The organism is Terriglobales bacterium (assembly GCA_035543055.1).
Classification (GTDB): Bacteria; Acidobacteriota; Terriglobia; order Terriglobales; family Acidobacteriaceae; genus JAIQFD01.
This window is the reverse complement of the sequence record DATKKJ010000027.1, coordinates 1-8,936: the sequence shown is the minus strand read 5'-3', so window position 1 is coordinate 8,936 and position 8,936 is coordinate 1. Positions and strand designations below refer to the sequence as shown.

Sequence of the window (8,936 nt, the reverse complement as noted above, 5' to 3'; positions counted from 1 at the left end):
GAAGAGCTGAAGAAAAAATAGCAGCTAGTAGCTGGTAGTTAGTAGCTCGACAAAGCTGCCGACTGCTGCCTGCGCTATTTCTTTTCGTAGCTCTTCCACTCCGCTTCGGTCATGGGCTTGTGGCCCACCGCCTGGGCGATGCTCATCTTGCCGTTCGGGACCTTGCCGTCGAAGTAGAAGTTGTAGATGAGTACGTCGGTGGTGGAGACCAGCTCCGCCACCTTCTTCGCATCGGCCTCGGGCATGTCCAGCACCTTCACCCGGCCGCCGGAGATCTCGATCTGGTGGTCGTGCCAGTTCCTGTTCCAGTCCTTGAGGCTGACCTGGTTGCGGGTGAGCTTCTTGGCGTAGATCCACTCCACCTGCGAGAGCAGGGCATTGGGCTCGGCCTCGTCGTAGATGAGGCAGACGATGATCGGGTCCGGGGCATGTACCTTGCAATAGTGATGGTAAGGCCCCATCTGCTTGCCATCCACCAGATGAGGCGCGAGCACGTGCACATCGTAGCCCTGCGACGGCTTCATCACGCCGGCCGCCGCCTGGCCTTCGATCTTCGGCGCCATGCCGTGTTGCTGGGCATAGACCGCCAGAGCACAGGCCGCAACTAGCCCCAGGAAGAGGATCTTTCGCATACGTCCTCCTGATGTTGTCTTGGAATGAGCCCGGTTGGAAGCGGCGGAAGAGTAGTGGCACAGCAGTGAGCGGGTCAAGAGGGAAAAGGGGACGGACGGGAGGCCGTCGCAGTTAGATCATGACAGAGATTTCTTGCATTCCACCGGGACTAAGCACGGCATTGACGAATCGGGAAAGGAGACTGGCGATTGAACCACGTTGGTCGGGGGACGGCACCGCAGTGCTGACTCGCCTCGGGTACTCGTCATAGGTTCTCCCATCCAACAAACGTCCGTGCCTCTTCTTTCTTGTCCCGCCCCACTGCTTAAAGAAGAAGGGTACACCGCACATCCGACACTGGTTCCGCAATGAAACGACCCACTCGCGTTCCAACCGCCTCGCACCGGGGCCGCTTTCTCCGCCGACGATCACCCAGCTAATTCCGGAAAGATCGATTTCACCGAGGTGTTCCAACAGCGGTTCCACTGATAGGAATCTTGCTTCCGCAGGGGAATTCTGCAAGTCATGGATTCGAGGAACGCCGTATTCACGGTTCTCGACGCTGACGCCCCACCAAATGTGCGGTTCCTCCGCGGCAAAGCGCAACCGCGTTTTCAAGAGATTGCGCATCCGCTCAGAGCGCTTAGTCAAAACTTGGTACGTATGCCAGTTGGCAACTGCCATGACCCGGGCGACGGCTTCGATATAGGCGTCGGGTACTCCTTCATGAAAAAGGTCACTCATCGAATTCACGAACACTAGCTTCGGAGAATGCCAGGCGAGAGGCTCGGTCAGTTTTTCGGGGACCAGTCGTAAGTCGAACCCTTGCCCGTAGGGATGGCCGGGAACGCCCCTGAATCGCTCTGCGAACGTTTCCGCGTAACAGTGCTTACAGCCCGGACTGACCTTCGTGCAGCCGCGCACTGGATTCCAGGTAGCGTCCGTCCACTCGATCGAAGAGTTTAGTGACATCGGAACCTCAGAAGCCAAGTCCGAGTTGGTCGGTGCTGTATTTCAAGACATCACCCCAGAATTCGTATGCCCGCGTATGCCGCGAGAAGATCGCGAGATGATACAACGGCAGATTCTTCTCGTTGGAACGAACGATTTTCATTCTGGGCGGGGGAAGGTAGCCCAAACTTTCCATTCTCTCGGAGAATGCATCAGCAAGGAACATGGGGAAGGAGATGCCTGCAGCCTGTGACTTTGCCCATTGCTGTCGCCATTTAGAATCCCCCAAGAACAAGTCCACTTTCTTCGACTTCTCTTGGTGATAAAGCTCATAGTTCCTGTTCGCATCCATATACAAAGCAAAGTAGGACAAGGAAGTCCGTAAACCTTGCCGCAAGTGTTTCGAGTGTTTGAAAGTGAAGACCCAAGTGGAATGGATCGACGAAGCAAAGGCTCAATACAGTCTGGTTCTTTGAAGGTAAAGGTATCGCTGCAACGATATCCTTGACCCGTTCGTCACAACTTCCGGGAATGAATGATGTTGCGGCCTGAGGAGCGATTCTCTTAGAGCGCGCTTCCAAGGCCTTGAGGAGTGTTGGGTCTTCCTCACAGAATACGTACTTGTCGAAGGGATCTCGGACTTGCAGCGCCAACAAAGGGGAGCCGAACAGTAAGCGAGGCGTGCTCTTGACGCGCACTTGCCCTGCGCCCGAATACAAGTCGATGTAAACCCGCGCATGCCATTTCTTCTTCATCCCCGTCGCAAACATACCCGAGTACATCGAGACAATTCGATACTTGTCTTCAGCCCAGGGTCCTACCTCCGGCGTAGGCAAGCCATCCTCAATCGGTTCTGGCAGGGACACTTCCATATTCGCTTTTTATTCGCCTATGAGTGTACGGCTCAAAGGATCAGGAATTCAAGTGGCCGACTGTATGCCCTCACAGCGGAATGTTCCCGTGCTTCTTAGGGGGGTTCTTGTCGCGCTTGGTGTCGAGCATCTCCAGTGCGTCGATGAGTTTCTTGCGGGTCTCGCGCGGCTGGATGACGGCGTCCACATAGCCGCGCTCAGCCACCACATAGGGATTGGCGAAGCGGTCGCGGAACTGCTCGATCAGCTTCTGCCGCTCTTCCTCTTTGCTCGCCGCCTTGGACAGCTCGCGCTTGTACACGATGTCCACCGCGCCCTCCGGCCCCATGACCGCGACCTCTGCCGTCGGCCAGGCGTAATTCACGTCGCAGCGGATGTGTTTGGAGGCCATGACGCAGTACGCGCCGCCATAGGCCTTGCGGGTGATGACCGTGATCTTGGGCACGGTGGCCTCGGCGAAGGCGTACAGCAGCTTGGCGCCGTGCTTGATGATGCCGCCGTACTCCTGCTTGGTGCCGGGCAGGAAGCCGGGCACGTCCTCGAAGGTGATGAGCGGGATGTTGAAGGCGTCGCAGAAGCGCACGAAGCGCGCGCCCTTGACCGAGGCGTCGATGTCGAGGCATCCGGCCAGCACCGCCGGCTGGTTGGCGACCACGCCCACGCTGCGACCGTTGAGCCGCGCGAAACCGACCACGATGTTCCTGGCGTAGTGCTCGTGCACCTCGAAGAAGTAGCCGTCATCGATCACTGCGTTGATCACGTCCTTGATGTCGTAGGGCTTGTTGGATTCCGAAGGAACCATGGTGTCGAGCCGGACGTCGGCGCGGTCGATGGGGTCGGTGCAGGGCTTGCGCGGCGGGTCCTCGAGATTGTTCGAGGGGATGAAGCTGAGCAGCTCGCGGATCATGGACAGGCACTCGGCATCGTCATGTGCCCGGAAGTGGGCCACGCCCGAGACCTCGTTGTGCGTCTCCGGCCCGCCCAGCTTGTCCTTGGTGACCTCCTCGAGGGTGACCGCCTTGATGACGTCCGGGCCGGTGATGAACATGTACGAAGTCTTGTCCACCATGAGGATGAAGTCGGTGATGGCGGGCGAGTACACGGCGCCGCCGGCGCAGGGACCGAGGATGGCCGAGATCTGCGGCACCACGCCGGAAGCCAGGGTGTTGCGCAGGAAGATGTCGGCGTAGCCGGCCAGCGACATCACGCCTTCTTGGATGCGCGCCCCGCCGGAGTCGTTCAGGCCGATCACCGGCGCGCCCACGCGCATGGCGGTGTCCATGATCTTCACGATCTTGGAAGCATTGGCCTCCGACAGCGAGCCGCCGAAGACGGTGAAGTCCTGGGCGAAGACGAAGACCAGCCGGCCCTCGATGCGGCCGTAGCCGGTGACGAAGCCGTCGCCGTAGGTCTTCTGCTCGCCCATGCCGAAGTCGGTGCAGCGGTGGGTGACCAGCTTGTCGGTCTCTTCGAAGGTGCCTTCGTCGAGCAGGAAGGCGATGCGCTCGCGCGCCGACATCTTGCCTTCCTTGTGCTGCTTGGCGCGGCGTTCCTCGCCCCCGCCGGCCTCGGCCAGGGAATCGCGCTTCTTCAACTCTTGGAGTTTTTCTTCCAGCTTCATAGGCTGCCGATTATAGATGGCCGGGGCGGCCAGCAGCGTGTGATGCGTGTCACAAATCAACCAACCAGGCAGGAGGCAGGAGGCAGGAAGCAGGAGGCAGGAAAAAGCGGAGCCCTGCCGCCTGCCTCCTGGCAGCTAGCGTTTGTACCCGATCTTTCGCAGGAACTCCTTCCGCGCCACGATGTCGTTCGGCCCCTCGACACCCTTGGGCGCGCTGCCGTCGATGACACCCAGGATGCCGCGTCCCTGACCGCTCCTGGCCACGATGACTTCCAGGGGGTTGGCAGTGGCGCAGTAGATCGAGCACACCTCGGGCACGGCGCGAATGGTGTTCAGCAAGTTGATAGGATAGGCCTTGCGCAGGATGAGCACGAAGATGTGTCCGGCGGCGATGGCCTGCGCGTTCCGGATCGCCACCTGCTTCAGTTCTTCGTCGTTGCCGTCGGCGCGCACCAGGCACGGCCCCGAGGCTTCGTTGAACGCTACCCCGAACTGCCCGCCCGGCACCGTGGTGGTGACCGCCTCGTAGATGTCTTCGATGGTCTTGATGAAGTGCGTCTGCCCGATGATGACGTTGGCGTCGGAAGGGAACTCGATGCGCACCGCTTCCATTTCCAGCATGATGTCCTCCCCATGACCGGGACATCATGAAGTCTCACCTTCGAAGTTTCAAGCGGGGGTAGGCTGCGGAGCTATTGCGTGTTGGTGGCTTCCTGCCAATGCCACTTCTTGCCGTCCCAGAAGAGGCTGGAAACCAGGCCCTCGGTCTCCACCAGGCTGATTGCGGGGACGATGACGCCCTTCTTGCGCGCCACCTTGGTCAGGTTCAGGGAATCGAAGGGCGCGTTGATGACCACGAACTTCGCCTTGGGCTTGCTGGCGCGCCAGGCTTCCTTGCCTTCGCCGTGGATGATCAGGATCAGGTTCTGCCGGTTGGGGTCGGAGGCGTTGAATTGGCCGGTGATGCGGGGGTCGCCGTAGCCGTAGTTGGCGAAGTACGGGTCCACGACCTTGTACTCATATCCGCCGGCGTCCGCCATGGGCGTGGCGCAGCGGGCCACGATCACGGCGTCCTCGACGCCGTCGCCGTCCAGGTCGGCGGCCAGGAACGGCCGCCAGGGCAGCCCCGCCTGCGGATGCAGATACTTCACCCCGATAGTCGTGCGCTCCATGGAGACCTTGAAGCATTCTCCGAATTGTTCCCGGACCAGGTCCTGCAATCCCCCGGGCACGGCCGGCGGAGGCGGGGTGGCAGGCTTCGACTCCTGGGCCAATACGCGCAGCACGCCCAGCATGCTCACCGCATAAAGCAAGACCACCAGGCAGCCGATGAGACGGACTCTCCACGAGGCGCCGCCGCGGGGACCGGGGAACCGATGGTCGCGCATGGGCCTACTCTACTCCTAATCAGCACCGGCGTGTCCTGTGGAACCGAGTTCAGCAATAGCTGACAACTGCCGCTCTCCGAAGTCAGACCGCAAGGCCTAGGACGGCGTCGGAGCCTTGAACTGTGCGGTGGAGGTGAGTTCTTCCAGGAGCTGGAGCATGGCATCGGTTTCCGGCTTGCCTACATCCTCTTCGAGAACCGTGTACGAAAAAAGCGCCTTCATTTGCGCATTTGAGGAGGGACAATTACCAACAGCCCAGTAGTACACGGCAATGTCCACGCCGTCCTGAGTAGTGTGGTTCACCCACGCTTCGACGACATTGTCTCCAGCTTCGAAGAACTCACGCCCCTCCTCCTCTGGGTCGGAGCGCATCTCGTGAACGATGCGTTGTCGGCTCGCCATACCAGTAGACTTGAGTGTGAAGAGGCTGGCACGGAACCAGCCGGAACGGCATTTCGGGAGGTGATACAAATAGTTGCCATCTTCTTCCTCTTCGATCCAGTCGTGAGGAATGAGGAAACTCAGTTTATCGCCAAACGTGAACACTCGGTCTAGAGTCATTTGCTTCATACCGACGGCGCCTTGTCGGCGATCAGCTTCGCGATCTTGGCCACGAACTCCGCTGCCGCCATGTCCTCGGTCTTTTCCTTGCCCCGGGTGCGGACGTTGACCTTGCCCGCCTCGGCTTCCTTGTCGCCGACCACCAGGATGAACGGCACCTTCTGCAGCGCGTGCTCGCGGATCTTGGCATTCATCTTCTCGTTGCGCCCGTCCACCTCGACCCGCACAGCGGCGGCCTTCAACTGCTCCGCGACCTTGTTGGCGTACTCCAGGTGCCGCTCGCTGATAGGCACGATTGCCGTCTGCACCGGCGACAGCCACACCGGGAACGCCCCGGCATAATGCTCGATGAGCACGCCGAAGAAGCGCTCCACCGAGCCGTAGAGCGCGCGATGCACCATCAACGGCTGATGCCGCTGCCCGTCCTCGCCCACGTACTCCAGCGCGAAACGCTGCGGCAGGTTGAAATCGAACTGGATGGTGGAGAGCTGCCACAGCCGGCCGATGGCGTCCACCAGCTTGACGTCGATCTTGGGGCCGTAGAACGCAGCCTCCCCGGGGATGATCTTGTACTCGATGTTGCGCCGTTGCAGCGCGCTCTCCAGCGAGCGGTTGGCCAGCGTCCACTGCTCATCGCTGCCCAGGAAGTTCTTGCGGTCTTCCGGGTTCCAGGTAGAGAGCTCCACCTGGAACTCCTCGAAGCCGAAGGTGTGCAGCACGGCCAGGGCGAAATCCATGCAGCCCACGATCTCGTCTTCGATCTGCTGCGGGGTGCAGAAGATGTGAGCGTCGTCCTGGGTGAAGCCGCGGACACGCAGCAGCCCGTGCATCACCCCCGAGCGCTCGTAGCGGTACACCGTGCCCAGCTCGCCCAGGCGGATGGGCAGGTCGCGGTAGGAGCGCAGCGCATCCTTGTAGATCAGGATGTGGAAGGGGCAATTCATGGGCTTCATGCGGTACTCGGCGTCGTCCAGCTCCATGACGTCGAACATGTTCTCGACGTAATAGCCCTCGTGTCCCGAGGTCTGCCACAGCTGGCGGCGGGCGACGTGCGGCGTGTACACCAGGGCGTAGCCGCGCTTCAGGTACTCCTCGCGCAGCCAGTCCTCCATCACCTTGCGGATGAGCCCGCCCTTGGGGTGCCAGAAGATCAGCCCCGGCCCGGCCAGCTCCTGGATGGAGAACAGGTCGAGCTGCTTGCCCAGCACCCGGTGGTCGCGCTTCTTCGCCTCCTCGATCTTGTGCAGGAACTCGTCCAGCTCCTTCTTGGAATAGAACGAGGTGCCGTAGATGCGCTGCAGCTGCGGGTTCTTCTCGTTCCCCAGCCAGTAGGCGCCGGCGATGTTGAGCAGCTTGAAGGCCTTGATCTTGCCGGTCGAAGGCAGGTGCGGCCCGCGACAGAAGTCCACGAACTTGCCGGTGCGGTAGAGCGAAATCTTCTCCTCGGGCGCGGTGAACTGCTCGATGAAATGGCACTTCATGAAATCGCCCTCCGCCTTGAACCTCTCCAGCCCCTCCTTGCGCGGCAGGAAGTCCTGGGCGTAGGGGATGTCCTGCTGCACCAGCTCCGCCATCTTCTTCTCGATCTTGTCCAGGTCCTCCGGGGTGAAGGGCTTCTCGCGGTAGAAGTCATAGAAGAACCCGCTTTCGGTGGCGGGGCCATGGCCGAGCTTGGTCTCGGGGAACAACTCCAGTACCGCCGCCGCCAGCAGGTGCGCCGACGAATGGCGGAAGACTTCGAGCGCCTCCGGGTCCTTCTCGGTGAGGATGCGGACTTCGGCGTCCTGCTCCAGGGGCCGGGTCAGGTCCACCAGCCGGTCGCCGTTCGACGACCCCAGCGGCTTGACCTTGGCCACCAGTGCCGCCTGGGCCAGCCGGGGGCTGATGGATTTCGCGATCTCCATCGCGTTGGTGCCCTTGGGCACCTCCTTCTCGCTGCCGTCGGGAAACCTGATTCTGATCATCTCTGCCATATGAGAACCTGTGTGGGACAGCCGCTTGGCCCGTCCGTGCGCAAAAACTTGAGTTTAATGCCGGTGGAAAGAGGGAATCAAACCAGGCGTGTTCGTGTTCGCTGCTCGTCGTGCGCCAGGCCTTTGCGGAAGTAGTCGAAGGCCATCGCGCCCACCCAGGCGCCGAAGGCGATGCCGCAGGGGACGGCGATGTAGATCTGGACCCGGCTGACGTGGCCGCCGAAGACCACGAAGAAGAACCCCAGCAGGAACCACAAGGGCACCGCCAGGAACGCGGCCGACACGACGCCGAACACCACCGCGATGGCCGCCGCTTTGGCCGAATTGGCTGCCGCGCTCATATGAGCCATTCTAACCCTTCCGTGCGGCAAAAAGGCGTCATCCTGAAGCGCTTCAGCGCCGAAGGAGCTCGCGTGCAGCGGCGATCCATTTGCGATCCACGCGAGATGCTTCGCGGCTAGGGCCGCTCAGCATGACGCCAATAGGTTTGGAGAGACCTCGGATAGAATCAAACCCCCATGTCCCTGGAATTCCGCATCGAGGCCACCTGCGGCCCGGCCCGCGCCGGCCGCCTCATCACGCCCCACGGCGAGGTGGAGACCCCCGTCTTCATGCCTGTGGGGACGCTGGCGACGGTCAAGGGCGTGCCCCAGCACCTGCTGGAAGAGCTGGGCGTCAACATCCTGCTCAGCAATACCTACCACCTGTTGCTCCGGCCGGGAACGACGCAGGTTCGCAAGCTGGGAGGCCTGCACCGCTTCATGGCCTGGGACCGCGCCCTGCTCACCGACTCCGGTGGCTATCAGGTGTTCTCCCTCTCCGACCTGCGCAAAGTCACGGAAGAGGGCGTCTCGTTCCGCTCGCACCTGGACGGCTCGTCGCTCTTCCTGTCGCCGGAAACGGCCACCCAGGCGCAGATCGATCTGGGTGCGGACATCATCATGGCCTTCGACGAGTG

General features: G+C 61.2%; 11 protein-coding genes. 1 reads left to right on the top strand and 10 read right to left on the bottom strand.

The genetic code is table 11. The features are described from left to right. Positions 1-74: 74 nt before the first annotated feature. The 10 genes from VMS96_01805 to VMS96_01760 all read right to left on the bottom strand — a co-directional run bounded on the left by VMS96_01805 (position 75) and on the right by VMS96_01760 (position 8,319). Entirely contained in the window at positions 75-632 is a 558-nt protein-coding gene (locus VMS96_01805) for a DUF1264 domain-containing protein (protein HVP42133.1), read from the bottom strand. A 112-nt stretch (positions 633-744) separates the two neighbouring features. Further along, positions 745-1,584, bottom strand: a complete 840-nt coding sequence (locus tag VMS96_01800; GenBank protein HVP42132.1) for a phage Gp37/Gp68 family protein — start codon at positions 1,582-1,584, stop codon at positions 745-747. 7 nt (positions 1,585-1,591) lie between these two features. Further along, positions 1,592-1,864, bottom strand: a complete 273-nt coding sequence (locus tag VMS96_01795; GenBank protein HVP42131.1) for a hypothetical protein — start codon at positions 1,862-1,864, stop codon at positions 1,592-1,594. 28 nt (positions 1,865-1,892) lie between these two features. Further along, entirely contained in the window at positions 1,893-2,435 is a 543-nt protein-coding gene (tcmP, locus tag VMS96_01790; GenBank protein HVP42130.1) for a three-Cys-motif partner protein TcmP, read from the bottom strand. A gap of 70 nt (positions 2,436-2,505) precedes the next feature. Further along, positions 2,506-4,056 (bottom strand): acyl-CoA carboxylase subunit beta, encoded by a 1,551-nt coding sequence (locus VMS96_01785; GenBank protein HVP42129.1) that lies wholly within the window; start codon positions 4,054-4,056, stop codon positions 2,506-2,508. A 135-nt stretch (positions 4,057-4,191) separates the two neighbouring features. Further along, positions 4,192-4,677 carry an adenosine-specific kinase gene (locus tag VMS96_01780; protein ID HVP42128.1) on the bottom strand — a complete coding sequence of 162 codons (486 nt, stop codon included), beginning with the start codon at positions 4,675-4,677 and terminating at the stop codon, positions 4,192-4,194. 71 nt (positions 4,678-4,748) lie between these two features. Beyond that, positions 4,749-5,444, bottom strand: a complete 696-nt coding sequence (locus tag VMS96_01775) for a hypothetical protein (GenBank protein ID HVP42127.1) — start codon at positions 5,442-5,444, stop codon at positions 4,749-4,751. 96 nt (positions 5,445-5,540) lie between these two features. Next, positions 5,541-6,014, bottom strand: coding sequence for a hypothetical protein (locus VMS96_01770; GenBank protein HVP42126.1), 474 nt, complete (start codon positions 6,012-6,014; stop codon positions 5,541-5,543). After that, positions 6,011-7,978 carry a threonine--tRNA ligase gene (thrS, locus tag VMS96_01765; GenBank protein HVP42125.1) on the bottom strand — a complete coding sequence of 656 codons (1,968 nt, stop codon included), beginning with the start codon at positions 7,976-7,978 and terminating at the stop codon, positions 6,011-6,013. Before thrS ends, VMS96_01770 begins: the two co-directional genes overlap by 4 nt. A 77-nt stretch (positions 7,979-8,055) precedes the next feature. Continuing rightward, a complete protein-coding gene (locus tag VMS96_01760; GenBank protein HVP42124.1) occupies positions 8,056-8,319 on the bottom strand; it encodes a hypothetical protein in 264 nt (87 codons plus the stop codon). Between the two features lie 177 nt (positions 8,320-8,496). Between VMS96_01760 and VMS96_01755 the strand changes: the two genes are divergently transcribed. After that, positions 8,497-8,936 (top strand): tRNA guanosine(34) transglycosylase Tgt (locus tag VMS96_01755; protein ID HVP42123.1); only part of this gene is annotated, 440 nt, incomplete at its 3' end.

Excerpts from the sequence above, each read along its gene's own strand:
- VMS96_01800 (HVP42132.1), bottom strand. The coding sequence starts at position 1,584 with ATGTCACTAAACTCTTCGATCGAGTGGACGGACGCTACCTGGAATCCA.
- thrS (HVP42125.1), bottom strand. The coding sequence starts at position 7,978 with ATGGCAGAGATGATCAGAATCAGGTTTCCCGACGGCAGCGAGAAGGAG.
- tcmP (HVP42130.1), bottom strand. The coding sequence starts at position 2,435 with ATGGAAGTGTCCCTGCCAGAACCGATTGAGGATGGCTTGCCTACGCCG.
- VMS96_01785 (HVP42129.1), bottom strand. The coding sequence starts at position 4,056 with ATGAAGCTGGAAGAAAAACTCCAAGAGTTGAAGAAGCGCGATTCCCTG.
- VMS96_01760 (HVP42124.1), bottom strand. The coding sequence starts at position 8,319 with ATGAGCGCGGCAGCCAATTCGGCCAAAGCGGCGGCCATCGCGGTGGTG.
- VMS96_01805 (HVP42133.1), bottom strand. The coding sequence starts at position 632 with ATGCGAAAGATCCTCTTCCTGGGGCTAGTTGCGGCCTGTGCTCTGGCG.
- VMS96_01780 (HVP42128.1), bottom strand. The coding sequence starts at position 4,677 with ATGCTGGAAATGGAAGCGGTGCGCATCGAGTTCCCTTCCGACGCCAAC.
- VMS96_01775 (HVP42127.1), bottom strand. The coding sequence starts at position 5,444 with ATGCGCGACCATCGGTTCCCCGGTCCCCGCGGCGGCGCCTCGTGGAGA.
- VMS96_01770 (HVP42126.1), bottom strand. The coding sequence starts at position 6,014 with ATGAAGCAAATGACTCTAGACCGAGTGTTCACGTTTGGCGATAAACTG.